At 61.4% G+C, this 23,915-nt stretch carries 17 protein-coding genes and 2 pseudogenes; 14 read left to right on the top strand and 5 right to left on the bottom strand.

Translation table 11 applies throughout. The features are described 5' to 3' along the window. Positions 1–188: 188 nt before the first annotated feature. Together GNZ13_RS27575 and GNZ13_RS53930 are read left to right on the top strand one after the other, a co-directional pair. Positions 189–1,166, top strand: a complete 978-nt coding sequence (locus GNZ13_RS27575) for a hypothetical protein (RefSeq protein WP_172170476.1) — start codon at positions 189–191, stop codon at positions 1,164–1,166. 64 nt (positions 1,167–1,230) lie between these two features. Beyond that, positions 1,231–1,515: an ATP-binding protein gene (locus tag GNZ13_RS53930; protein WP_172170484.1), complete on the top strand. Its 285-nt coding sequence runs from the start codon at positions 1,231–1,233 to the stop codon at positions 1,513–1,515. 45 nt (positions 1,516–1,560) lie between these two features. Here GNZ13_RS53930 and GNZ13_RS27565 read toward each other — a convergent pair whose 3' ends face one another. Both GNZ13_RS27565 and GNZ13_RS27560 read right to left on the bottom strand, forming a co-directional pair. Continuing rightward, on the bottom strand, positions 1,561–2,463 hold the full coding sequence (locus tag GNZ13_RS27565) for a LysR family transcriptional regulator (RefSeq protein WP_172170474.1): 903 nt from the start codon (positions 2,461–2,463) through the stop codon (positions 1,561–1,563). A gap of 29 nt (positions 2,464–2,492) precedes the next feature. Continuing rightward, complete coding sequence (locus GNZ13_RS27560; RefSeq protein ID WP_121948129.1) at positions 2,493–2,675, bottom strand: hypothetical protein; 183 nt, start codon at positions 2,673–2,675, stop codon at positions 2,493–2,495. Positions 2,676–2,982: 307 nt separating this feature from the next. Here GNZ13_RS27560 and GNZ13_RS27555 point away from each other — a divergent pair, with 307 nt between their 5' ends. Further along, positions 2,983–4,038, top strand: coding sequence for an AI-2E family transporter (locus GNZ13_RS27555; RefSeq protein ID WP_172170471.1), 1,056 nt, complete (start codon positions 2,983–2,985; stop codon positions 4,036–4,038). 10 nt (positions 4,039–4,048) lie between these two features. Here GNZ13_RS27555 and GNZ13_RS27550 read toward each other — a convergent pair whose 3' ends face one another. Then, positions 4,049–4,699, bottom strand: a complete 651-nt coding sequence (locus GNZ13_RS27550; RefSeq protein ID WP_328807299.1) for a TetR/AcrR family transcriptional regulator — start codon at positions 4,697–4,699, stop codon at positions 4,049–4,051. Between the two features lie 213 nt (positions 4,700–4,912). Here GNZ13_RS27550 and GNZ13_RS27545 point away from each other — a divergent pair. The 3 genes and pseudogenes from GNZ13_RS27545 to GNZ13_RS27535 all read left to right on the top strand — a co-directional run bounded on the left by GNZ13_RS27545 (position 4,913) and on the right by GNZ13_RS27535 (position 10,665). Next, positions 4,913–6,032 (top strand): annotated as a pseudogene (locus GNZ13_RS27545) (efflux RND transporter periplasmic adaptor subunit). Beyond that, positions 6,029–9,199: an efflux RND transporter permease subunit gene (locus GNZ13_RS27540; protein WP_172170467.1), complete on the top strand. Its 3,171-nt coding sequence runs from the start codon at positions 6,029–6,031 to the stop codon at positions 9,197–9,199. The pseudogene GNZ13_RS27545 and the gene GNZ13_RS27540 overlap by 4 nt, the downstream one beginning before the upstream one ends. A gap of 2 nt (positions 9,200–9,201) precedes the next feature. Then, positions 9,202–10,665 carry an efflux transporter outer membrane subunit gene (locus GNZ13_RS27535; RefSeq protein ID WP_172170465.1) on the top strand — a complete coding sequence of 488 codons (1,464 nt, stop codon included), beginning with the start codon at positions 9,202–9,204 and terminating at the stop codon, positions 10,663–10,665. 290 nt (positions 10,666–10,955) lie between these two features. Here GNZ13_RS27535 and GNZ13_RS27530 read toward each other — a convergent pair whose 3' ends face one another. Further along, a complete protein-coding gene (locus GNZ13_RS27530) occupies positions 10,956–11,711 on the bottom strand; it encodes a TetR/AcrR family transcriptional regulator (RefSeq protein ID WP_172168189.1) in 756 nt (251 codons plus the stop codon). Positions 11,712–11,883: 172 nt separating this feature from the next. Here GNZ13_RS27530 and GNZ13_RS27525 point away from each other — a divergent pair, with 172 nt between their 5' ends. The 8 genes from GNZ13_RS27525 to GNZ13_RS27490 all read left to right on the top strand — a co-directional run bounded on the left by GNZ13_RS27525 (position 11,884) and on the right by GNZ13_RS27490 (position 23,119). Next, complete coding sequence (locus GNZ13_RS27525; RefSeq protein WP_216675040.1) at positions 11,884–13,536, top strand: bifunctional 3-(3-hydroxy-phenyl)propionate/3-hydroxycinnamic acid hydroxylase; 1,653 nt, start codon at positions 11,884–11,886, stop codon at positions 13,534–13,536. 13 nt (positions 13,537–13,549) lie between these two features. Then, positions 13,550–14,620 (top strand): VOC family protein, encoded by a 1,071-nt coding sequence (locus GNZ13_RS27520; protein ID WP_172170463.1) that lies wholly within the window; start codon positions 13,550–13,552, stop codon positions 14,618–14,620. A 34-nt stretch (positions 14,621–14,654) separates the two neighbouring features. Next, complete coding sequence (locus tag GNZ13_RS27515) at positions 14,655–15,611, top strand: fumarylacetoacetate hydrolase family protein (protein ID WP_172170461.1); 957 nt, start codon at positions 14,655–14,657, stop codon at positions 15,609–15,611. Then, on the top strand, positions 15,608–17,629 hold the full coding sequence (locus tag GNZ13_RS27510; RefSeq protein ID WP_172170459.1) for an acyl-CoA synthetase: 2,022 nt from the start codon (positions 15,608–15,610) through the stop codon (positions 17,627–17,629). The genes GNZ13_RS27515 and GNZ13_RS27510 overlap by 4 nt, the downstream gene beginning before the upstream one ends. Positions 17,630–18,134: 505 nt before the next feature. Further along, complete coding sequence (locus tag GNZ13_RS27505) at positions 18,135–18,875, top strand: OmpW/AlkL family protein (RefSeq protein WP_172170457.1); 741 nt, start codon at positions 18,135–18,137, stop codon at positions 18,873–18,875. 80 nt (positions 18,876–18,955) lie between these two features. Beyond that, entirely contained in the window at positions 18,956–21,934 is a 2,979-nt protein-coding gene (locus GNZ13_RS27500; protein WP_172170455.1) for a molybdopterin-dependent oxidoreductase, read from the top strand. A 10-nt stretch (positions 21,935–21,944) separates the two neighbouring features. Further along, the gene (locus tag GNZ13_RS27495) at positions 21,945–22,814 is read left to right on the top strand and encodes a 4Fe-4S dicluster domain-containing protein (protein WP_172170453.1); all 870 of its coding nucleotides are present in this window, start codon (positions 21,945–21,947) and stop codon (positions 22,812–22,814) included. Continuing rightward, positions 22,811–23,119, top strand: a complete 309-nt coding sequence (locus tag GNZ13_RS27490; RefSeq protein WP_172170451.1) for an alcohol dehydrogenase catalytic domain-containing protein — start codon at positions 22,811–22,813, stop codon at positions 23,117–23,119. The genes GNZ13_RS27495 and GNZ13_RS27490 overlap by 4 nt, the downstream gene beginning before the upstream one ends. A 169-nt stretch (positions 23,120–23,288) precedes the next feature. On the opposite strand, the pseudogene GNZ13_RS27485 reads toward GNZ13_RS27490, so the two are convergent. Next, positions 23,289–23,873: pseudogene (locus tag GNZ13_RS27485) on the bottom strand (transposase); the annotation flags it as partial. Between the last annotated feature and the right edge of the window lie 42 nt (positions 23,874–23,915).

Here is a 23,915-nt window from a genome sequence, read left to right as displayed (position 1 = left end):
TGCAGGTGTGCAATTTCCGGCTGTCCCTATGTTGTCCGACGTGCGGGCACAACTGGGTTCGCTCGCCCGGCGCGGCAGAAGATCCAGCGACCAGGTTATCGCTTGTGTACCGGTGCAAGGTCGCGCAAGGTCTTGCGCGGGATTGGTTCGGCCGCCGTTCATCAAATCTTCGGCGACTGCTGGCTAACTTGCGTCAGCAGGAAGTCTGCGAGGCCTGGCTGGCTTCGGCGCCGCCAAGGGGCAGCGGCGCGGATGGGCTCGGCGGCTTGTGCGCGCGTGTCGTGCAGGGGCAGACTGAAGGGGTTTCGAACGTACTGGTCCATCCGGTGGCTTTTGCTCGCGATTCGGTAGAAACAGATGATGACCGTCGTCGTAAATGCGTCGGAGATTTGCGCCCTTCGCTGGCGATAGGCGCGTCCGATGACCTGCTGCGGGACGCCATCGCGTGTTATATGGCGATCCGGCGATATCTCATGCGCCATGTCTTGCAAAGGCATCGCAGGTGCGTATATTCCGCTGGCCGCTATCTCACATGGCGGCTCGATGCATGCACAACGACACCGTTCTGTCCTGTTGCGCAAGCAGTACTGCGATGGCGGGCAAAATGGGAGGGCGTTGGCGTGCCGGCGCATCTGTTCGGCCGATGCGAACATGGGCTGCTTGGTGTTCTCGTCTGGCTTTCGCTCTTCGCGCCAGTTGGCTTGCCTGGATGGACCTCATCGGTCGAGCGCTGGACAATTCTGCGTGTTTTTGTACTGGCTTGTCTCGACAGTTTTTCCTGCTACCTTGAGGCGACCAGCGGCGGAGGCGCGCGATCGGGACCTCTATGGATGCCGTTTCCAGCGATCGACTATCCGGAACGGGAGTGGGTCGTGCTTGACGCAGATCCTGACCGGGAGCAGTACAGGATGGTGATCGCTCCGGCGCGACCACGACCGCTCACATCCTTAGAAAAACTACAAGCGGGAGCGGAACACTACAGACATCACGTCGCGAACCTTCATAAAGCTAAAGCGCCGGATAACTGGCCGACGCTTGTCGCGAAACGTGACGCGCGACCGGATATTTCCGTACAACCTGTTAGTTCGCAACTGACGAATCATCGGCGCCGCGTCCGTGTTACGGCAATGGTCCTTGCAGTGTTGGCGGCTTCCGATGCAGAGTGAGACGTTGCGCTGACAACTACATTGACCCTATTCGGTGCCGCGTGAAGAAGTCTTTTTCAATTTAATGCCAGCTTTTCACAATTTTGCGTTTTCGTTCGGACTGCAAGCGATATTGTCAATGCTGCGGTTCGTTGGCCCGAATCGTCAAGGTACGGGCAGTGACAGATTTAATGTGATCTACGACATACGACGCTCATCTGCCAGAAAAGTCATAGGCACGGGCCTCGGACTCGCCATCGTCAAGGAGCTTTGCCGAGTGTTGAACGGGCAGAATAATTTTGCGTCACGCGAAAGGGGCGGGACGAGTTTCGAAATCCAGTTCCCGCTCGTACCGGAGAAACCTGAGTGATCCAAAATATCGCACGCGGCTGCAACGAGGCTCCGCTAGCGCGCTTTACTCCACGTCGCCTTCAAGAAATTCCGCGGCGTGGTCGATAAACGCTCTCACTTTCGCGGGTAAAAGCGTCCGCCCGCTGTAAGCGAGGCGGACCTCGGCCGCAGTATCCGCGATTTCAAACTCTTCCAGCAGACGGACTAGCCGGCCTGTCTTTATATCCTGCTCAACAAAGCTTGCCGGCAGTACACCGACACCCAATCCCTCAAGTAGAACATCGCGATTGAAAACTGGATTGTTCGACGTGATCTCGTAGTTGATCGGCACGGCAACGTTTTCCCGCTCCGTTCGAAACGTCACGATCGGCTTGTGCATTGAAGGAGGCACTGTGACGAACATATGGTCCACAAGATCCATTGGATGCCGGGGCCGAGATCGCGTTCTCAGATAAGCCTCCGTTGTGACGATAACCAACGGCAAGCGCTGGAGAAGCCGGGTCACGGCCAGATCCGTCGCGAGCATGAAAGGCAGGACGATACCGAGATCGTAGCCGTCGGCTGTCAGATCAACTGGCCGCTCGGTGAGCGTGACATCCAGCGCGATGTTTGGATGCTTACGTTTGAAGGATGCAACCAGTGGCGCAAGCCATGTCAGCGTGGCAGTCGTATGGGCGACCAACCGAAGTACGCCGGCCGGCACTCGGCCATGGTTAGCGGCGTCGGCTTCCAGGCAGTCGAGATCGTCGAGGATGCGGCAACACCCGTCATAAAAGCGCTCGGCAACCTCTGTCAGCGAAAACTGGCGGGTGGAGCGATGGAACAGGCGCGAGCTTAGGCGGTCTTCCAAAGAAGCGATCGCGCGAGAGACCGCCGACGGCGATAAGCCCAGAATTTCCCCCGCGCGTCTAAAGTTTTTGACCTCGACGATAGTGCGAAATAGACGCAAGCTTTCGATGTATTCCATTGGGACGTCCTGTCTGAACCGGTAACGGCTCAGTGCTTCTGCTGGCTGCTGTTTCCAACCAGGCGTTCGAGCTCGAGAAGGGCGTCGCCGAGCGCGTCGATAGCGCCATTGGCTGTTGCGGCTGTCGCGGCACTGCGCAATGCATGCTGCACGATTTCGTGAACGGCATGGGGTTTCGGTTGCACGCCTTGGGGTCTGGATTGTTGCGCCACAGGAAATCCTGCAAAAAATTTAACTTGCGTCCTACGAACGGTCTGGCTGCCACCGGCGGTCGGTGTCAAGCATTTATGGCATTAAACTCATAACTGATAAAAATGTCAACTAAAGCATGCCAAGCATCCGGAGCGCGCCAGACGGGAGAAGCCGACCCGCGAGATTCAGCGTAAGGCGTTCGAAATGTCATAGTTGACCAAAAAAACAAAAGTGATAACATTATCACTAATGGCGCGGGCCTGTCTGCCCGCCCCAGGCGACATCCCAATGCGGGCCCCCCCGATTTATTCACCATACGTTGCACTTATGACTTTGCACCATCGCCACGCCTTGCTATGGGGCGCGGTCGCCTTGACGGCTGGCGTCCTGCTTTGGATCTTGCGCCCGGTCCTTACGCCGTTCCTGCTTGGCGGGCTCATCGCATATATCCTTCAACCGGGAGTAGAGTGGCTGGTGCGCCATCGCACGCCACGCGGACTCGCCGCGCTCGTAATGATGCTTCTGTTCGGTGTGATGGCCACGCTGCTCGTTCTGCTTGTGTTTGCCGTGATTCATAAAGAAGGGCCTGAACTGATCGTGCGGATTCCTTCTCTGGCAGCCACACTCAACGCATGGTTACAACCCAAACTGGCCTTGCTGGGCCTGAGCTATTCGTTCGATTTGAGCCATGTCCGTGAGATGTTGACGATGGACCTCAAGGCGAGCGAACAGACCATCGCACTGGCTGCGTGGCTGTCCCTGCGCACGAGCGGCAACATGATGATTACCGTCGTGGGCAACATCGTCTTGGTGCCGCTCGTTTTGTTCTATCTGCTCTATGACAGGCACGAGGCATTCGCTCGCCTGGAAAGCTTCGTGCCGCGACCCTGGCTTGGCAAGACGCGAAAGTTCCTGACAGACATAGACCAGATGCTGTCGCAATACCTGCGCGGCCAACTGCTCGTGATGGGGATGCTCGCTACGTTCTATCCAATCGCGTTGACGGTCGCGGGCTTCGAGATCGCGCTGCCCGTCGGTCTCTTTACCGGGCTCGCCGTGTTCATTCCGTACATCGGATTCGCGACCGGACTGGCCCTTGCGCTTCTCTCTGCGCTGCTGCAATTCGGCAGCTGGTATGGCGTTGGCGCGGTGGTGGTCGTGTACGGCATTGGCCAGATTCTCGAAAGTTTCATTCTCACGCCACGCCTCGTCGGCGAGCGCATTGGCCTGCATCCGCTCGCGGTGATTTTCGCCTTGCTCGCATTCGACCAGCTTTTCGGATTCTTTGGGGTCCTGCTCGCGCTTCCAGCCAGCGCAATTCTGGCCGCAGGCCTGCGCGAACTCCGCGGCCGTTATCTGGCGAGCGCGTTTTACGGGGGATAGCAGGCATTGATCAGCAGGCGCGCGATTTTGCTCTGCAAACCTTGGTGTCCGGTCTGCCCGTGGGTAACGGCAGGCGCGCAATTCTTTCCGCCTCCGCGCGCTTGAGTCCAAGCACCTGCAGCACGACCGCCGCCACCCGTTCCGCGAAGTTCTGTTCGCCGACGCCTGACGCTTTTTGCCGCCGGACCGTCGGCGTCACCGATACGGCAAAGTGCAACTCGGCGGCGATCGCCGCGAAAATGATGCCCGTGACCGACACAACACACATCAAGTGATCCGGGACGACGAAGCGCTTCGCGGAAATGCCTCTTTGGCTATCGCGCAGCAATCGTTGGCCGAGCCCCCAGCCCAGCGCATGCACCGAAAATCCCTCGCGGATCAGAAGCCGTCCCCATACCGGTTCACGACGTGCGCGCATCAGCGTGTGGCGCACTGAGACGGCGACTATTTCGGCCGGGTCGGACAGTTCGCGGACGAGCTGATCGAGCGTATCGGCGAATTCCTCGAACACCCATTCGACGAGCGCAGTGAAGATGCCTTCCTTCGACCCGAAGTGGTTGTAGAACGAGCCGAAACCGACGTCGGCGGCCTCGGTAATGTCGTTGATAGCGTAGACGAAATGAGAAGCGACGGTATCCACCCGCGTGCGATGACGAAGTATGGAGAGTTGCAAGCGGTTCGTATCAGAAGCGGCAAGTAGGAATGCTAAGTTAAAGGCGTACGGAACCGTCCTTGGCGCGTAGAGCAAAAGCATGCCGCCGGACGCACCGTGTCTTCCTATGCCTCGCCTATTTTTTATTGCTGGACCATCACCTGCCTTGTAAACATCGTGAAACTATCCGGTCTTAACGCGCGGACATTCGCGCGTCCCTTCCTGTCTTCCATCTCCCGGCCACCGTTCAGAGGGCGTCTGCTCGTTGCGGCTTGTGGTGCAATTCTGCTCTCGGCCTGCCACCGCGGTGAAGTAGCGCCGCCGGAGCCCAAACCGGTTGTCGCGCTCGCGGTTCATCCCGATGGAAGCACTCCGACTGCCTCATTGCCGGCTCAGGTAGAGGCGCGCTACTCCACGCCACTGTCGTTCAGAGTGGGGGGCAAGGTTATCGAACGAAAGGTTCATCTTGGCGATACTGTCACGGCGGGGCGTTGCGCTGCTCGACCCCACCGATCTGCGCAATAACCTCGTTAACGCGCGCGCGCAACTCGATGCCGCCGAACATCGTCTCGTGTACGCCAGGCAGCAACTCGATCGCGATCAGGCTCAGATCCAGGCACACCTGATTGCACCGGCGCAGATGGAACTGACCGAAGACGCGTATGCCACGGCGCTTGCGCAGCGCGATTCGGCCCTCGCGCAAATGGCGCTCGCCACCGATCACCTGCGCTACGCCACGCTGACCGCGGATCACGACGGAGTCATCAAGTCGGAGGACGCGGACACCGGCCAGAACGTTCAGGCGGACCAGGCGGTTTATCACATCGACTGGACCGGCAGCGTGGACATTGTCTGCGACGCACCGGAGCGGGCGCTTGGCGCGTTGGCCGTCGGCAGCAAGGCGCGCGTGAGCCTGTCCGCGCTGCCCGGCAAAAGCTTCGAGGCGAGCGTGCGCGAGGTATCGCCCGCCGCCGATCCGCAAAGCCGCACGTGGCGCGTGAAACTCACGCTAGCCGCGCCGAGCGCGGAAGTCCGCGTCGGCATGACGGCCAATGTCACGTTCGATGCCGCCAGCGACGTCGCGGAGGCGGCTCCGTTCGCACTGCCTGTGACGGCGCTCTTCCACAAGGGCGAGAACCCTGCTGTATGGGTGGTGCGCGCCGCTAGCGACACCCTCGAACTGCGCACTGTCAGCATCGTGCGCTACGACGAGCGGACCGTCTCCGTCATCGGCGGACTTCACGACGGCGACCGCGTCGTGATGCAAGGCGTTCACGCGGTGAGCGCGAACCAGCACGTGCAGGTCGTGGCTCCGCTCCATCCGGAGGACTTTTCGTCATGAACGCCCGCGACCGTGAAGCCGCGCACGACAGCGCGCCCGTCATCCCGCCTAGCGCCGAGGCACCCAGCGAAGGCGGTTTCAATCTGTCCGCGTGGGCGTTGCGCCATCAGCAGCTCGTCATCTTTCTGATCGGGCTTGCGACGCTGTTCGGCGTGATCGGCTATACGAAGCTTGCACAGTCGGAAGACCCGCCGTTCACGTTCCGTACCATGGTGGTCAAGACCTACTGGCCGGGCGCGACTGCCCGCGAGGTACAGGAACAGATCACGGACCGGATCGGCCGTCAGTTGCAGGCCGCGCCGTACGTCGACAACATCAAGAGCTACTCGCGGCCCGGCGAGTCCATGATTTTCTTCGCCATGAAGGACTCGGCGCCGGTCAAGGAGGTCCCCGAGACCTGGTACCAGGTGCGCAAGAAAGTGGGCGACATCGCCGCGACACTGCCCAAGGGAACGGTTGGACCGTTCTTCAACGACGAGTTCGGCGACGTCTACACGAACATTTATGCGCTCGAAGGCGACGGCTATACGCCCGCGCAACTGCACGACTACGCGGATCAGTTGCGCACGGTCCTTCTGCGTGTGCCCGGTGTCGCCAAGGTCGACTACTTTGGCGATCCTGACCAGCACATCTTCGTCGAAATATCGAATGCGCAACTGACCCGGCTCTCCATCACGCCGCAGCAGCTCGCGCAGGCCATAGACGCACAGAACACGGTGACGCCGGTCGGCACCATCACCACGGCGGACGACCGGGTGTTCGTGCGCCCGAGCGGCGCGTTCAAGGACGTGCAGGCGCTTGCGGACACGCTCCTCACCGTGAACAAGCGCACGTTCCGGCTCGGCGACATCGCAAAGATCACGCGTGGCTACGACGATCCGCCCGTCACCGAGATGCGTGTCGGCGGGCAGGCGGTGCTCGGCATTGGCGTGACGATGCAAAAGGGCGGCGACGTGGTCAGCCTCGGCAAGGCGCTTGACGCGAAAACCGCCGAACTGCAGGCCGCCATGCCGGCGGGACTCAAGCTGGCTCCCGTCTCGAGCATGCCTCACGCGGTCAAGCATTCAGTGGACGAGTTCGTCAGGTCGGTCGCTGAAGCGGTAGCAATCGTGCTGGTCGTGAGCCTCGTTTCGCTCGGCCTGCGCACCGGCATGGTCGTCGTGATCTCGATTCCGATCGTGCTCGCCGTGACGGCGCTTTGCATGCATGTGTTCAATATCGGGCTGGACCAGGTCTCCCTTGGCACGCTCGTGCTCGCGCTGGGGCTGCTCGTCGACGACGCGATTATCGCCGTCGAAACGATGGCCGTGAAGCTCGAGCAGGGGTGGACTCGCACGCGCGCGGCGGCCTTTGCGTATACGAGCACGGCATTCCCGATGCTGACGGGTACCCTCGTCACGGTATCGGGTTTCCTGCCGATTGCGCTTGCGAAATCGAGCACGGGGGAATACACGCGCTCGATTTTCGAGGTGTCGGCCATTGCGCTGATCGTGTCCTGGTTCGCGGCTGTCGTGCTGGTCCCGTTGCTGGGCTTTCACATGCTGCCCGAGCGCAAGGGCCACGGCGGCGGCCACCATGACGAGCACGACGTTTACAACACCGGCTTCTACCAGCGCCTTTCGGGTTGGGTATCGTGGTGTATCGACCGTCGTTGGGCCGTGCTCGGAGTCACTGCCGTGCTCTTTGCGATCGCGATGGCGGCCTTCACGCGCGTGCCGCAACAGTTCTTCCCCAACTCTGAACGGCCAGAGCTGCTTGTGGACCTGCGGCTGCCGGAAGGTGCTTCGTTCGAGGCGACGCTGCGTGAAGCGAAGCGCCTGGAAAAGGCGCTCGACGGCAATCCCGGGATCGACCACTTCGTCGACTTTGTGGGCACGGGCGCACCGCGCTTTTACCTGCCGCTGGACCAGCAGCTTCAGCAGCCCAACTTTGCGCAGTTCGTGATCACGGCCAAAAGCGTCGAAAACCGCGACGAGTTGATGCGCTGGCTCGATGCGAAACTCGAGAAGGATTTCTCCGGCGTGCGTGCGCGTGTGGCGCGGCTCGAGAATGGTCCGCCGGTGGGTTTCCCGATCAAGTTCCGGGTGAGCGGCAGCGATATCGCGACCGTGCGCTCCATTGCCGAAACGGTAGCCGACAAGGTCCGTGCCGATTTCCGCACGCGCAACGTCCAGTTCGATTGGGACGAGCCGGCAGAACGGTCGATCTCGTTCGAACTCGATCAGAACCGGGCGCGCCAGCTCGGTGTGACGTCGGAAGACGTATCGAACTTCCTGGCCATGACGCTTTCTGGCTACACGGTCACGCAGTTCCGCGAGCGGGACAAGCTGATCAACGTCGATCTGCGTGCGCCGAAGGGCGAGCGCGTCGATCCCTCGAAGCTCACCAGCCTCGCGGTGCCGACTCCGAACGGCCCGGTTCCGCTGGGTTCCCTCGGACACATCAAGGACACGCTCGAATACGGCGTGATCTGGCAGCGCGACCGGCAGCCGACGATCACGGTACAGGCCGACATTCGGGGCGACGCGCAGGGTATCGACGTGACCCGCGATATCGAGCACGCACTTGCCGGCGAGCAAGCCAGATTGCCGGTGGGTTATCGCATCGAAGTGGGTGGCGCGGTTGAAGAAAGCGTGAAAGGCCAGACCTCGATCAACGCCGAGATGCCGCTCATGATCATCGCCGTTCTGACCTTGCTCATGATCCAGCTGAAGAGCTTCTCGCGGACCTTTATCGTCGTGTTGACCGCACCGCTCGGGCTGATCGGCGTCGTGGCTGCGCTGCTGCTGTTCGGCAAGCCATTTGGTTTCGTCGCATTGCTCGGCGTGATTACCATGTTCGGCATCATTATGCGCAACTCCGTGATTCTGGTCGACCAGATCGACCAGGACATCGCGGCGGGATACGGGCGCTTCGACGCGATTATCGGTGCAACCGTAAGGCGCTTCAGGCCGATCATGCTGACGGCCGCAGCCGCCGTGCTCGCCTTGATTCCGCTCTTGCGTTCCGCGTTCTTCGGGCCCATGGCGACCGCGTTGATGGGTGGGATCACGATCGCCACGGTACTGACCATTTTCTTCCTGCCGGCGCTCTATGCGACGTGCTTCAGGATCCGGCGCGATGAGCGCGGCATGCAACCGGTTGTCGTCGAGCATACGGAGATTTGATCATGAAGCTTGCCTATAAGACATCCGTTCTCGCCGTGGCTACGGCGCTCGCACTGACGGCCTGCTCGTTCGGTCCGAGTGGCGAGCCCCCGGTGATGCCTTCGCCCACGCATTACGGAGCGCAGGCGCAGCCGTCGAAGACTGTCGTGGCCGATGGCGTTGCGCAGCAGTTCGATATCGGCTCGACAGCCGTACCGCAATGGTGGCGGCTTTACCGGTCCGACGCGGTCGATGCACTCGTCGAGGAAGGTCTGCGCAACAGCCCGACGCTTGCGGCTACGCAGCGGACGCTCTCCGCCGCGCAAGAAGAACTGCGCGGGCAGATCGGTTCGTCCACGCTGCCTTCGGTCGACGCTGCGGCCCAGGTCGAGCGGGCGCGTTCACCGGTCGTGCCCGGCGTTGGTCCCACCGAGGTACGGTATAACTTCTTCGCCGGGCAGATTCAGGCGCACTACACCTTCGACTTTTTCGGTGCGACGCGCTACGCCAACGCGGCGGCTGCCGCTCGTGTGAACGTGCAGGGCTATGAGCTGGAAGCGGCCCGGCGCGCGCTCGCCGCGAACATCGTCGGCACGGCGATCAATGTGGCGGCGCTCGATCGCCAGATCGCGCTGACTGAACGGCTCGTCGCCGTGGCGAGCGAAACGGCGAATGAGGACCAGCAACGGTACACGCTCGGATCGCTCTCGCACGCGCAGGCGCTGAACTCGAAGGACGACGCGGAGTCGATTGCGGCCAGTCTGCCGCCCTTGCGGCAGCAGCGCGCCACAGCCGTCCACGCGCTGGCGGTGCTGATGGGCCGTACGCCGGACGACGCACCGGTGGTTCCCGATCTCGACAGCCTGTCATTGCCCGACCACGTGCCGGTCGCCGTGCCATCGGATCTTTTGCGTTCGCGCCCTGACATTCTGGCGGCCGACGCCGCGGTGAACGCGGCCGCGGCCGACGTCGGCGCCGCGACCGCGCAACTCTTTCCGAGCCTGTCATTGACGGCCTCGATGGGCCGCGGCGGCTTTAGCTGGCCGACGCTGCTCTCAGGCGCGGGCGGACTGTGGGCGATCGGGGCGGGCCTGTCGCAACCGATCTTCCATGGCGGGGCGTTGTTCGCGCAACGCAGGGCCTCGATCGATACATACGATGCCGCGGTTCTGCACTACAAGTCCACGGTTCTGTCGGCATTCCAGGATGTTGCGGATTCGCTTGCCGCGCTGGATAACGACGCACAGTCGCTGGCGTCTACCGAACGAGCGGCACAGGCAGCCCGTGCGGCATTCGACGAAACCGCGTCGCGCGCCCGCCTCGGTTCCTTGCCGTCAACGGCACAGCATGCCAGCGAGCAGCGATTTCTCAATGCACAGTTGGGCGCCGTCCGCGCCGGGAGCCAGCGCATGACCGATACCGCCGCACTGTTCCAGGCGATGGGCGAATTGCCGTCCGCTCAGCAGCACGTGACGTCAAAAGAGTGACCTTGTTTCCGTAGGTCGGGGAGAGCGTCGCGATGAACCGGGTCGCTCTCCATTGGGTGAATCTGCCGGTGCCAGGTCAACCCAGACCAGTTTGTTATGCGAGATAGAGAGTAAGCCGTCGGGCGAACCAGTAGAGCGGCGCGTGCCAGGTCAGACCGACCAAACTTTGCTCATCTGGATGCACAACATTCACCAGGTTGAGCGGAGGTCCGATCCAGGAACAGATTGATGGACAAGGCCATGCGGAAAGGCCCTTTGTCTCTTCGTGTCGCGTCTCGACTTCACCCGCCTCATTCCGCGTCGACTTCCGCCTCGACCAGTGGCAACGCTCGCATTGCAATCTTCTCCGCCTCTGTGCGCTTGAGCCCGAGCGTTTGCAGAAGCGCTGCTGCCGTACGCTCGGCGAAGTGCTCTCCACTGAAGCCGAGTTCGTCGAGCAGTTCTGCCGCCGGCGCCCCCGGCGCGACAAAATTCAGCTCGGCCGCAATTGCCGCAAGCACCGTACCGCCCACCGAAAGAAAGCCGATGAAAGGGTCGGCGACCACAAAGCGCTTGGCGGCGATGCCGTTTCCGATATCCCGCAGTAGCCGCTGGCCCAGCCCGCGGCTCAGGATGCTCGCCGAAAACCCTTCACGTATCAGGAAGCGTCCCCATACGGGATCGCGCCGCGCACGCATCAGGGTATGGCGCACCGAGACGGCAATCACCTCAGCCGGGTCGGACAGGCCCCCGGTGAGGCGATCGAGCATGTCGGCGAATTCCTCGAACACGTTGTCGACGAGCGTCGCGTAGACGGCTTCTTTCGACTCGAAGTGGTTATAGAACGAGCCGAAGCCCACATCGGCGGCCTCAGTGATTTCGTTGATCGCTACGCCCTCCATGCCCTTTTCCGCCATTAGGCGGAGGGCAGCGTCGAGCAGGCGGGCACGCGTCTCGCGCTTGCGGCGCGCTCCGCGTGGCTCGCGCTCCTCGGGAACGGCGACCGGAGAAACGGGGGCCGCACGGGTGGAGCGCTTGGGCGCGGGGCGGTTTAAAGAGTTCGCCATGACGAGTTCCAGTCTTTGCTCATATCCAAGTATAGATTGAAATGTCTCTCTTGACAAAATTATCAGTAATGACTTTAATGTCAATAAGGCGCACGGTTGACGCCCGACAAACAAATAGACAGATGGAGTGACAGTGGAGACAGGAGCAATAAACACCACCGGGCCGTCCGGCCTGCAGGACCCGGTTCAGCCGTCGACGCGTGACCTGCCCGAGGCAGTAGAGGTGCTGATAGTCGGGTGTGGCCCGGTCGGTGCGGCGACCGCCAATCTGCTGGCACGGCACGGTGTGAACGTGATGGTTGTAGACAAGTCGCGTGAAGTATTCATGGCGCCCCGTGCAATCGCATTGGATAACGAGGCGCTGCGCCTCCTTCAGCTTGCGGGCGTCGGCGAGCGCGATTTCGAGACGATCGCCATACCGTACGTCCGAATGAGGTCGCCCATGCTGGGCCTGTTCGGCAGCGTGAATTCGCTGGGCAGCCTGGATGGCCATCCGAAGCTCGTCACGTTCTACCAGCCGGATCTCGAGCGGTGCCTGCGCGCCCGGCTCGAGACATATGACTGTGCGCATATTGCGCTGGGTGTCGGACTGAATGGCTTCACGGAGGAACGGGACCATGTGCTCGCGTCGCTGGACCTCGGGCACGGGCGCACTCATGGGGTCCGGGCCCGCTATATGGTCGGCGCGGACGGGGCGAGTTCGCTGGTGAGGCAACTCATCGGGCAGGAATTCAAAGGTAAGACGTTCGCCGAGGACTGGTTGATCGTCGATGCCCGCTACGTACCACGTCCGATCGATCACATCGAATTCATCTGCGATCACCGTCGGCCAATCCCGCATATGGTCGCGCCTGGCCACCGTGAACGCTGGGAATTCATGCTGCAGCCTGGCGAGCGACGCGAGGAAATGGAATCCGAGACACGCATCCGGGAGTTGCTCTCTCCATGGGGCAACGTCGAAGAGATGATCATCGAGCGCAAGGCCGTGTATCGCTTCCATGCGCGCACCGTTGACGCATTCAGCAAGGGGCGGGTGTTCCTCGCGGGCGACGCGGCCCATATCACGCCTCCATTCGTCGGGCAGGGGCTGGTAGCAGGTCTTCGGGACGCCGCCAATCTTTGCTGGAAATTGGCATGGGTGGTACACGGACGTGCTGACCCAAGGATTCTCGATACCTATGACGAGGAGCGGCGCCCCCATGCAAAGGCAATGATCAACCTCGCAAAATTCATGAGTAGGCTCGTCATGCCGCGAAGTGGCGCAGTTGCGCTGTTGACTCATGGGTTGATGCGCCTTGCGGGACTCGTGCCGCGCCTGCGCGCGCAATTTGAGGAACTGCAGATCAAGCCGAAGAACACATTTCGCAGTGGACTGTTCGTCAAGGGCCGCTCGTCGACCAGGCTTGTTCGTGGCGCGGTCATCGCGCAAGGCTGGGTGAGAGGTTCCGATGGAACCACGTGTCTGAGCGACGACGTGCTCGGGCAGGGTCTCACGCTGATCGGGTTTGGCGTGGATGCGGCGGCTGTGCTAGAGGACGCGACGGCCGCAGCGTTTGCGCGTGCCGGGGGGCGCGTTGTCCAGATTGCCCATCGGGGGCAACGGCTGCATCTTGCCCCGCTCGACAGCTGGGAAGACCTCGAAGGCGTATTTCTTCCGGGGCTCGCGCCCGTCGGGTGGGCTGCCGTAGTCCGGCCCGACAAGACGATTGTCCACGACGGTGCGGCCACCGACGTGAACCGTATCGTGCGCGAGAGTCTTGCCTTGCTGACGAACCCCGTCGGCGCGCCGGCTATCGAAGCCGAATACGCCATTCAACCCGTTTGATTTCCGTCCTGCCATGAAACTGACCACCGCACAGCCGGCCCGTCATCGCAATCCCACGACGAAAGCATCGGCATTGACCTACCTGATATTCGATCGGCCGGATCTTGTGAAAACCGAGGAATTTCTCAATGATTTCGGTCTCCGAACTGTGTCGCGCACTGAAGAGCTTGTTCTATTCCGAGGAACGGGTGCTTCGCATTTTTGCTACGTGATCCAAAGGGCACCGAAGTCCCGGTTCGTTGGGCTCGGGCTGCAGGTCGACACAAAGGCCGAGTTCGATGCGCTTGCAAGGCTGCCTGGCGCATCTGCGGTCGAACGCTCGCCCTTGCCGGGCGGCGGCTATACCGTACGCTTGACTGATCCTTCCGGTTTTCGCGTCGATGCGATATGGGATCAGGCGCCGGCTTCGGCGCTATCTCATCGGCCACCGTTGCCGTTCAATTCCGTGGACGCGGCCGTGCGCATTAACGGAACGCAGCGGCCGCCCGAATGCGCGCCGGAAATCATCCGGCTCGGACATGTGGTGCTCGAACTCGTCGACTATCAGGAAACCTGCGCGTGGTATACGCAGCACTTCGGCTTTATTCCAAGCGATGTACAGGTACTTCCGGATGGTTCGCCCGTCGTTGCATTCATGCGGCTCGATCTGGGCGGCAGGCCGGCCGATCACCATACGCTCGCGCTCGCACAAGGTTTCGTGCCGACCTACAGCCATAGCGCGTACGAAGTCGTCGACGCTGACGCGATTGGCATGGGGCAGCGCGTGTTGCGCGACAAGGGATGGACGCACGCGTGGGGCATCGGCCGGCATATCCTGGGCAGCCAGATTTTCGACTACTGGCAGGATCCGTGGGGCGACAAGCATGAACACTATTGCGACGGCGATCTTTTTACAGCCGACACGCCCGCGGGCGTGCATGCGGTGAGTCGCGAAGCGATGGCGCAGTGGGGACCGGCAATGCCGCGCAGCTTCACCAAACCAAAATTCACGCCCGCGAGCATCGTGGCGCTCGTCAAAAACCTGCGCCGCAGCCCCGACCTGACGTTCGCCAAGCTGCGCAGGCTGGCAAAGATTTTCGCCTGAACCAATCCCTTCCATAAAATCCGGAGATCGATAAATGGCACTTCACGTTCTGCATTACCTGCATCACGGCCACGCCCAGTGGGGCGTGGTCGCTAATGGCGCTATCACGCCGATTCCCGGCGAATTCAGGTCGACCGCTGAGTTTATCGAGGCCAACCCGATCGAACGGCTGTTCCTGCCACGCGGTCTGACGATTCCCGAATCGGAAGTGCAATGGTTGTCGCCCGTGACTGCCAATCAGCAGTTCATCTGCCAGGGCGCAAATTATCGCCAGCATATGATCGAGTCCGGGATGGACCCGGATGTGAAGAAATTCAACATGATCTTCACGAAGGCGACGAGCTGCATTGTTCCGGCCGACTCGCCTGTGGTTAAGCCAAACGGGGTGCAGTTCCTCGACTACGAGATCGAACTCGGTCTCGTCCTCAAACGCGACATTACGTCCCGCGAATCTGTCACCGAAGAGAATCTGCATGACTACATCGCAGGCGCCGTGATCGTCAACGACTATTCCGCGCGCGATATCCAGATTCCGCAAATGCAGTTCTACAAGGGCAAAAGCTATCGCACGTTTGGCCCCGTCGGCCCTTATCTTTGCCTCCTGGAGAAACAGGATATTCCGAAGCTAAAGGAACTCGTGCTGACGCTGACGGTAAACGGAACGGTCCGCCAGAATGACTCCACGGCGGGCCTCGTCTACGGCCCGGTAGAGACCTTAACGGAGCTTTCCGCCGTTCACGACCTGCACGCCGGCGATTTGCTCGCCACCGGGACACCTTCCGGTTGTGCGCTGAGCATCCCGTCGCCCGAAAAGCAGCGCGCCGCGGCGCAACTGCCCGAAGCAGAAAAGTGGCGCCTTTTTCTGAAGATGCAGGAGGACAGGCCGCAATACCTGCGAGCGGGGGACCTCGTGGAAGCGCATATCGTCAGCTGCGACGGCGCCATCAATCTGGGCGTGCAGCGGAACGTTATTGTTGACGAGGCAGCATGACAGGCGTCGCGAACATGGACGATGTCCAGGCCATCGAAACGCAAAGTCAGTTGACGGACCTGCCGTCGAGTACCTACGAGATGATCTGCCGGGGCGCCGCCATCAATCCATCGGCACCCGCGCTTTCGTTCATTGCAATGGCCGACGAGTACCGGAACGGCGAGTGCTGGACCTATGGCCAACTGGTGCGCGACATCACGCGAACCGCGAACATGTTTTCGCGGCTGGGAGTGCGACGCGACTCAGTTGTCGCCTATGTACTGCCCAACCTCCCGGAGACACACTTCGTGATCTGGGGCGCTGAGGCGGCGGGAATCGTCTGCGCGATCAATCCGCTGCTTGAGGGGGAGGCTATCGGCGAACTGCTCAACGCTTCGGGGGCCAGCGTGCTCGTCACACTGGCGCCATTTCCAGGCACTGATCTTTGGCAAAAAGTGCAAGCGGTGCTGCATAAAGTGCCTTCCCTGAAGGATCTTGTGCTCGTCAATCTGGCCGACCGGATGCCGCGCGAAAAGCGTTCCGCGGCCCGGACGCTGCACCGTGACGAGTGTTCAAGATTGCATGGGCCTGGCGGCATTCACAGTGCCGTTCCTTCACATGTGGGCATTCACGATTTCAGCACCGCGATTGCCAAGGAAGACGAGGCGCTCGGCAGCGTGCATGGGATGGGTGTCGACGATCTATCGTCCTTCTTCTGCACGGGCGGCACCACCGGACTGCCGAAGATTGCGATTCGACGGCACGGCAATGAGGTGGCCAATGCGTGGAACGCGGGTCAATTCTTCGGCGAAAGCATTGGGCCGGGGAAAACGATTTTTTGCGGATTGCCGCTTTTCCACGTCAACGCCGTACTGGTTACAGGTCTGCTGGCGTTCTCGCGTGGTGCCCACGTCGTGCTCGGCACACCGCAAGGTTATCGGGGCGAGGGCGTAGTCAAGCGTTTCTGGGAAATTGTCGAGCATTACCGCATCAATTTCTTCAGCGGTGTCCCGACACTCTATGGGTCTCTGCTGGACGTTCCGGTTGGCGAGCACGATATCAGTTCGCTCGAGTATGGGCTGTGCGGCGCCGCCCCCATGCCGGTGGAACTGCTCCGCACATTCCAGGAGCGTACCGGCGTAAGAATCCTGGAGGGCTACGGCCTCACGGAAGGTACCTGCGTCAGCAGCGTCAATCCTCCGCTTGGCGAGCGTAGGGTCGGTTCGATTGGGCTTCGTCTGCCCGGTCAGGCAATGAAAGCGGTGGTGGTCGACGAAACCGGCCGCTATGTACGGGATTGCGTTGCGGATGAGGTCGGGCAACTGGTTATCTCCGGGCCAAACGTGTTCGTTGGCTATACCCGCCCGGAGCAGAACAGCGGCCTCTGGATGGAAGGCGGTGACGGCACGCGCTGGCTCAACACCGGCGATCTCGGACGCTGCGATCCCGACGGTTACTTCTGGCTCACCGGCCGGCAGAAGGAACTGATCATCCGCGGGGGGCACAACATCGACCCGGCGGCAATCGAAGAACCACTGCATCGGCATCCCGCAGTCCAGATCGCCGCAGCGATAGGGCGCCCGGATATGCACGCCGGTGAGTTGCCGGTTGCCTATGTTCAGTTGAAACCAGGCACCACCGCAACCGAAGCAGAATTGGCCGAGTTTCTGCGCCACGAGATAAACGAACGTGCCGCGTTGCCGAAGGGCATACGGATCGTGGATGCGATACCTCTGACGGGCGTTGGCAAGATCTTCAAGCCCGCACTGAAGCGGCGCGAAATGACGGACGCCCTGCAGTCGGCACTCGCGGAAGCAGGCGTCGAGGATGCAACCGTTAGCCTGATTGATGACACCTCGCGCGGCATTTCGCTCCACGTCGAACTTTCCAACCCCGCGCTCAAAGCATTGGCGACTTCCGTGCTCGGGCGCTTTCCGTTCGCATTTTCGATCTCGGCCGCCGCCGCGAGGCCCTCACGGGCAGAGCAACCGACTGTGATGGACCCGGCAGCGATAGATGCGCGCGGCAGGCCAGCGTAACACGAGCCAGGACATCAAAGGGGCGCGTTCGGTCATGCGCGCGGATTAAAGGTTAATCACCCGCACGCGCCCCGATGCGTATTTCCAATGCCTGACGATGTTATGAGCTTAGTAAACCTAATTTGTGGATGAAGATGATGGGTGTTGCATCAGAAAGGTCTTTGCGTTCGCAGGTTGAAAAATGGCTCGGGCCGACTTCTTCGACGCCGGTTCGGGTTACCCGATTCAGCCGTGCACGTTCGAATCAGAGGCCGTGTGTGCGTATCGAGCTACTGCTACCGACAGGCCCGCTTGGATTCTTTTTCTTCCGGCACCGCGACGGTACGTGGTCCGTATTCCCGCCTGAGACGGAACGTCTTGCCATGCACGCTTACTAGGGCGCAGGGCGATCGGAGTGTGTGGCATGTCTAGCTGTACCAAAGGAATAAAGCAATCAATTGAGCAGAGTCAGCCGCAACACCAATGATTCATAAAAATTTCCAGACATAGCGACAGGAGAAGAGACATGAGGAATTACAAACGCGCAATCAGTTCGGTCGGTATGGCGGCTTGCATCTGCTCGGCCGCGGTTATCGACAATGCCCATGCGCAGTCTGCCGGAAGCATAACGCTGTCGACAGGATGGCTTCACATTGCGCCACAGGGTGACGCAACGCCACTAACCGTGGAAAGCATTGGCGGCGTAGCGGTGAATCACCAGCTGTCTGGTAGCGGAGCGCATGCCAGCTCGACGGATACGGTGGGAATTACCACCGAGTACTACGTCACGGACAACATTGGTGTCGCGATGCTTTTTGGACTACCGATGAAGGTGAATCTGGTTGGCGACGGGACGCTACAGAAGTATGGCAACCTCGGCACGACAAAGCCGATGCCGCCCGCCATCGAACTTCGATACCACCTGTTTTCAGCCGAATCGAAATTCCGTCCGTTCATAGGGCTCGGCGTGAACTATACGTGGTTCACCCAGGTTCGGACAACCAATAGCCAGTTTGTCACTGATAGCCTGGGTCCAGGCGGCTCGGCACGTGCGACGCTCAGTTCATCGTGGAATCCTGTATTCGAGGTCGGGGCAAATTACGCGATTACAAAACACTGGTCGATCGGAACCTCTCTCGGCTACGTTCCGGTGAAGACCCACCTGACGTTATACGGGCAGACCGCAACGGGAACGCAGATCGTTTCCAGATCGACGCTGCGAATCAATCCGCTTAACGTCTTCGTGAACGTTGCTTATACGTTCTAGCACCACCTGGCTGCGGTCCGCGACTTCACGATCGATTACGACCACCGCTTGCGCAGCAAAGCTTCTCTTTGGATCGAACAATGAAACGACAGGTCCTCAAGACCATTCTTTTTGCCTTGCCCAAGGTCCTTGACCTGACGGCACGCCGCTTTCCCGCCTATCGTGATCGCCTGAAGGAGCGCGACCTCGTGGCCTGGATCGGACTCATGGATGAAAGCATCGGTCGCGTCATCACGTTCACGAACGGGCGCGTTCGGTCGCGCGCCGGCAGGCATCGGCGGCCCGACGTGCGCATGGCCTTCAAGGATGTGGCCACCGCCCTGAAGTTCCTTTCGCCCAAGCCGGATCAGGGCGAAATCATCCACGCCGCCAAGAACTTCAAGGTGGTCACCGAGGGCGAGGACGAACTTCTGGTTTGGCTCATGCAAACCCTGAGCATGATGCAGACCGTCGGCCTGCCGATGGGCACGCCGATGCGCGACGGTACCCGCCGCTACACCACCTGCACCAACGGCGGGCCTCTGTTCGTCTACGTCAAGGATGGTCGCGTCGTTCGGGTGACCCCCATCGAGCTGGACAGCACGGATGCGCCAAGCTGGGTGATCGAGGCGCGCGGACGCCGCTTCAGTCCGCCACGGCGTGGATTGGTCGCGCCGCACGCCTTGACGCTCAAGTCGCTCGTCTACTCCGACAAGCGCATCCTTCATCCCATGAAGCGGGTCGATTTCGACCCTGACGGCGAACGCAATCCCCAGAACCGGGGCAAGTCTGGCTATGTGCGTATTGGCTGGGACGAGGCCCTGGACATTCTCGCCAATGAAATTAACCGGCAGAAGCGCGTTCACGGTCCTGGTTCCATTACCTTCCCCCTGTCGTCCCACCACCAGTGGGGCAATGTGGGCTACTACCTCAGCGCGCTGACGCGCTTTGCCAACCTGATCGGCTTCACGCGGGTCGCCGCAAATCCGGACAGTTGGGAAGGCTGGTACTGGGGCGCCATGCATCATTTCGGCAACTCGATGCGCATCGGCGTGCCGTCCGGCTATGGTGGCGTCGAGGATTGCCTCAAGGAAGCCGACATGATCGTCTTCTGGTCCTGCGACCCCGAAAGCACCAACGGGGCCTATGCGGGATTCGAGGGCACGCCGCGGCGCCTGTGGGCCAAGGAGCTCGGCATCGAGTTCGTTCATATCGACCCGCACTGCAACCCCACCGCCCAATTGCTGGGCGGCCGCTGGATTCCGGTCCGACCGCAGACCGACGCTGCTCTCGCCACCGCCATCATGTATGTGTGGGCCGTGGAGAACCTGTACGACAAGGATTACGTCGCCACCCGCACGACCGGGTTCGACGAGTGGAGGGCCTATCTTCTCGGCGAAACCGACGGCATTCCCAAGACTCCTGAGTGGCAGGAGAGCGAGACCGGCGTGCCCGCCAAGGACGTCCGTGCGCTTGCGCGCCGATGGGGAAACAGGAAGGTCCATCTGGCCGTCGGGATGACCGGCGCGGGATTCGGTGGCGCGGGCCGCGGCGCGACCGGAGCGCAATGGGCGCGCTGCATGATCATGATGATGTCGATGCAGGGCTGGGGTAAGCCGGGGGTCAATTTCGGCTGCCTTGAAGTCGGTGCTCCCCATGACCTCCATTTCTATTTCCCCGGCTATGCGGACGGTGGCATTTCCGGCGACCTGGCGTGGACCGCCAATGCGGTCAACAATTACCAGCGCATGCCGCATATCCTGACCATGAATCCGGTCAAGCAGATGGTCCCGCGGCAGCAACTGCCCGACGCCATCATCAACGGCCATGCCACGGGCTACCTCTGGGACGGCATGTCGCAGGAAGCCCAGTTTGCGCCGTTCGCCTACCCCATGCCTGGGTATTCGCCGATCCACATGATCTATCGTTACGGCGGATCCGCCTTCAGCACGGTGACGAATTCCGGACGCTGGGCCGACGCCTACCGGCACTCCAGCATCGAGTTCGTGGTCAACCAGTCGATCTGGATGGAGGGCGAGGCCCAGTTTGCGGACATCATCCTGCCTGCGTGCACTCCACTGGAGCGCTGGGACATCGGCGAATGGTCGAATTCCGGCGGCTACGCGCACCATGGGCATGGCACGGTCAATCATCGCATGATGACGCTGCAGCACAAGTGCATCGAGCCTTTGGGCGAGTCCCGCTCCGACTACGACATCTTCACCGCCATCCTGACCCGGCTGGGCCTGGGCGGGGTGTTCACCGAGGGATGCAGCGAGCTTGACTGGGTCAAGCGGGTCTTCGACTCGTCGGATCTGCCCGATCACATTTCGTGGCGCGAGTTCTGCCGCAAGGGCTATTTTGTCGTGCCACCCGAAAAGCCCGAGTTGCGCCATCCGGTGGACATGCGCTGGTTCGCGGAGGGCCGGCGGAAAGACCTTCAGGAACCCCACCCGTTGCCGTCCCAGTTCGCCGAAAAATTTGGAACAGGACTGCAGACGCCGAGCGGCAAGCTGGAGTTCGTGCCGGAGTTGCTGAAGCGGCATACTGCGGACAATCCCGAGCGCCCGGCGCTTAACCGGTATATCCCCTCCTGGGAGGGGCTGCGCTCGGACCTGGCCCAGCGTTATCCGCTGCAGTTGATTGCCACTCATAGTCGTTACAGCTTCCATACCCATTGCGACGGCAAGAACTCCTCGGTGAACAGCATCGAGGACCATCGCGCGCTGGTCGGCGGGCACCGCTTCTGGCTGCTGAGGCTTAGTCGGGCAGACGCAGCCATTCGAGGCATTGCCCATCGCGACCTGGTCAAGGTTTACAACGACCGGGGCGCAGTGATCTGCGCGGCCGATGTCTCGCCGCTGGTCAACGCGGGAGTGGTCAAGTCGTACGAGGCGAGCGCCGAATTTCAACTGATTGAAATCGATGGCGAGCGCGTCGAGATCGGTGGTTGCATGAATATGCTGACCCCCGACCGGCCTCAAACCGCCGGCACCAGCAGCATGAGTCCGAATTCCTGCCTGGTGCAGGTCGAAAAGTGGAGAAGTGCCGAGGCGTTCATGCTCGGTCGCGCAGCGTGAGGAACATGGAATGAGCAAGTGGAATCTGGTTATCAAGGTCGGGCGTTGCGAGAACTGCCAGAACTGCGTCATCGCCGCGCGGGACGAGCACGTCGGCAACGACTTCCCCGGTTATGCCGCGCCCGCTGCGGCCGATGCCGAGAGCCCCGTCCGCATCCTGCGCCGTGTTCAGGGCGACTCGCATATGGTCGAGACCACGTATTTGCCGGTCATGTGCAACCACTGCGACGAAGCACCGTGCATGCGGGTGGGCGGTAGCGCCATTCGCAAGCGCGCCGACGGCATCGTCATTATTGACCCGGACAAGGCGCGGGGCCGGAAAGACATCGTGAAGTCGTGCCCGTACAAGGCGATCGTCTGGAATGAAGAGCTGCAACTGCCGCAGATCTGGATCTTCGATGCCCATCTGCTCGACCAGGGTTGGCCCCAGCCACGTTGCCAGCAGTCATGCCCCACCGATGTCTTCGAGACGGTCAAGCTGGATGACGCAGCGATGGCCGAGAAGGCCCGGCGCGAGGGGCTCAAGGGACTGCGGCCCAACCTGGGCACGAAGCCTCGCGTCTGGTACAGCGGCCTCGAGCGTTGGGAAACCTGCTTCATCGGCGGAAGCGTCAGCGCCCGGATGGGAGACGTGATCGAGTGCGTCACGGATGCGGCGGTGGCCTTGTACGTCGGCAACGAGAAGCTGGCCGAAACCGTCTCGGACGGCTTCGGCGATTTCCGGTTCGGCGGCCTGGCCAGGGGCAGCGGCATCTACCGGGTCGAAATCCGTCATGCCCTAGGCAACGCCTGGCGCAAATGCGAATTGGGTGAAAGCGTTTATCTGGGTGAAGTCAGCCTCGCCCGGTCGACCAACGGCGCGGAGGTCGCGCGATCATGAGCACCGCAACGAAGCTGCTTTGCCTGAGACCGGCGGACCTCATCCAGCTGGAGACACAAAAGACCGCGATGCCCAGACCGGGAAAAGGCGAGGTGCTGGTCCGGGTCGAGGCAACATCGGTCAATCCCATCGACGTCAAGCGCGCCAAGGGGTACGGCCGGCGTCTCCTGAGCCTCAAGGGGGCAGGAAAGTTTCCTCTGGTCCTCGGCAACGATTTTGCCGGGGAGATCGTTTCCGTGGGCGCCGGTATCAGCCCGTGGCGACCGGGTGACAGATCCTATGAACAGGGGGCGTCGACGAACTGATACGTAATATCAGCGTGTCGAGTCCTGTTCAAAGGAGAACATCATGCGCACGGATCAGACGTTCACCACCAGTGGCGAAGAAGTCGTACTGGCGGTGTCACTCGAGCTCGCTGCGGCGAAGTGGAAGGTCGCGCTGCACGACGGCCGGCGCGAGAAGCCCGCCGTGCACACGGTCGCCGCCGGCATGACGCTGCGCGGGCGTCACGCAGCGGGTGCCGCTATGGCGATGCTCCAGGTTGTACCAGTGCACGAAAGCGGCAGCCCAGTCACGGGCGCCGTCCAGGTCGTCGAAGCCCGTGGCCAGGAATTCTGGCCGGTATCTCGAGGTGCGGAACAGCGCCTCGGCGTAGGCATTGTCGTCGCTGACCCGGGGGCGCGAGTACGACGGCTTGATGCCCAGCCAGTGCAGCACCGCCAGCACGGTGGCGGCCTTGAGCGTGGCGCCGTTATCGCCGTGCAGCACCGGTCTGGTCTCAAAGGCGGCAATGCCTTCAGCGAGCGCCGTGCGGCGCACCAGGTGAGCCAAATGTTCGGCAGCGTCGCTGTCGTGCACCTCCCAGCCTACGATCTTGCGGCTGTACAGGTCGAGGATCAGGTACAGGTGGAACCATCGACCGGTCACGGTTGCCGGCAAATAGGTCATGTCCCAGCACCACACCTGGCGCGGTGCCGTCGCAACATGTGTGGTTGGCGGTCGCGTTGCCGAGAGTGCCCTGACCCTGCCTCGGCGGGTCATCTGCCCATGCCTCTTCAACTCCGTTTCCAGACACAGGTTTTACCCCAAATTCGTGTCCAG

The sequence above is a fragment of the Paraburkholderia elongata genome (assembly GCF_013177735.1).
GTDB lineage: Bacteria > Pseudomonadota > Gammaproteobacteria > Burkholderiales > Burkholderiaceae > Paraburkholderia > Paraburkholderia elongata.
Note: the sequence above shows the minus strand (reverse complement) of the source record. Positions and strands in the feature narration are given on the sequence as shown.